2 protein-coding genes are annotated in these 1,766 nt (G+C 67.6%); both read left to right on the top strand.

The features are described 5' to 3' along the window. Positions 1–77: 77 nt before the first annotated feature. Positions 78–1,112 (top strand): RDD family protein, encoded by a 1,035-nt coding sequence (locus ACRDUX_RS32100; protein WP_526420098.1) that lies wholly within the window; start codon positions 78–80, stop codon positions 1,110–1,112. Next, positions 1,109–1,669 (top strand): Rv1363c family protein, encoded by a 561-nt coding sequence (locus ACRDUX_RS32105; RefSeq protein ID WP_526420096.1) that lies wholly within the window; start codon positions 1,109–1,111, stop codon positions 1,667–1,669. The genes ACRDUX_RS32100 and ACRDUX_RS32105 overlap by 4 nt, the downstream gene beginning before the upstream one ends. Positions 1,670–1,766: the final 97 nt, after the last annotated feature.

The raw sequence follows: 1,766 nt of genomic DNA on the forward strand, positions 1-1,766 counted from the left end.
CAGGGATACCGGCTGCGCGTGAACATGGCGCCCGCGGACGGGACGTACAAGGTCAATCGGCTGGACCAGGTCACGTCGTGACGGCGCTTCTCGAGCAAGACACCGAACTGCCGACCGCGGACGACGACGCCGTGCGGTACGCCTCCTGGCACGCGCGGGCGGGTGCGCTGGCGCTTGACGTCCTGCCCGGTGTCGCCGTGATCGCGACGATGGCGTTGTTGGCCGTGACGACTCCCGTGTGGGGATGGCTGTGGTGGGTGTTCACCGCAACGGCGGTGTTGGCCGCGGTCGCGACGCTCGTCAATCGCGTCGTGCTGCCGTCGGTGGTCGGCTGGACCATGGGTCGCGCCGTCGTCGGGATCCGCGTCACGACGCCGACCGGTGGCCTCGTCGGCGGGTTCGGGCTGCTGGGCCGCGAGCTCGCGCACGTCCTCGACACGGCCGCATTGTTCATCGGTTGGCTCTGGCCGCTGTGGGACAAGCGGCACCGTACGTTCGCGGATTTGTTGCTACGCACCGAAGTTCGTGTCGTCGACCTCGCCGCGATACCCGTCCGCAACGTCCGGCGCATCGCCGGGCTCGTGCTCGTCGCAGCGGCACTGGTTGGGGTGGCAGGCGGCGGATTGGGTTATCTGCAGGTCTACCGGCACGACCGTGCCATCGAGCAGGCGCGAGCACAGATCACCGAGCAGGGCCCGCGGATCGTCGAGCAGCTGTTGAGTTACGGCAGTCAGACGGTCGGTGACGACTTCGCGAGGGCACAGACGCTGGCGACGGACGCCTACCGGCCGTTGTTGACCGCGCAGCAGGAGTCCGTGCGGAAGTCCGGCATCACCGACAACGAGTACTGGGCGGTGAGCAGCGCGGTGCTGTCGGTGAGTACGGACAAGGCAGCGATGCTGTTGGCGCTTCAGGGCCAGCGAGGATCGGACCCCGCGAAGCTGAGGTTCATCACCGCCACCGTGCGGGCCGACTTCGAGAAGTCGGGTGACCACTGGCGGGTCGCGGTTCTCACGGTCCTGAAGAAGCCGCTGACGGGCCAGCAGGGTCAAGCTGCCCCAGCCCCGGCCCCCGCCCCACCTGGCACACCGCCGAGCGAGCCGGGACGATGAGCCCCCGCCGCAAGATCGAGACGGCTGACCGAGACTTCTTCTCGGTGCGGGCCCGTGCACCGAGGAAGCCGGTGCGCTGGGGGCTGCCGCTGACGGCCTTCCTCGCGTTCGTCCTGGCCGCAGCGGCCATCGCAGGAAGCGTCTTCATGCTGGTCGGCCACGAGAGCTATCGGCGCACCGAGGTCAGGGATGCGTCTGCGATTGGTTACGTACGCGGGTTCATGACCAATTACACGACGTTGGATCCGTTCCACGCCAACGACTATGCCAACGAAATCCTGACGCAGGGAACGGGCGACTTCGCCAAGTCCTTCAAGGAGAAGATGAACGAGATCGTCGTTCAGGTGGCGCGTGCCGAACCCACCACGGGAACCGTGCTGGAGGCCGGGGTGCAACGCTGGAACGACAACGGCAGCGCCGACGTGCTGGTGGCGACCACGGTCAAGTCCACCGCTCCCGACGGCAAGACCCCCATCGAGAGCGGAACCCGTTGGGTCGTCACGACTATCGAGGAGGGACAGCAGTGGAAGATCAGTCAGCTGATTCAAGTGATCTGACCGCCGACGCCGCCGTCCCCCAGGGGAAGGCGGCGCGCAACCGCCACCGACTGCCCCGGAAAGCGCAGCTCGACGAGGCGGGCACCGAGGCGACCTC

It is taken from the genome of Mycobacterium sp., from assembly GCF_050701675.1.
Lineage (GTDB): Bacteria > Actinomycetota > Actinomycetes > Mycobacteriales > Mycobacteriaceae > Mycobacterium.

Coding starts and splice junctions, on each gene's coding strand:
- ACRDUX_RS32105 (WP_526420096.1), top strand. CDS start 1,109: ATGAGCCCCCGCCGCAAGATCGAGACGGCTGACCGAGACTTCTTCTCG.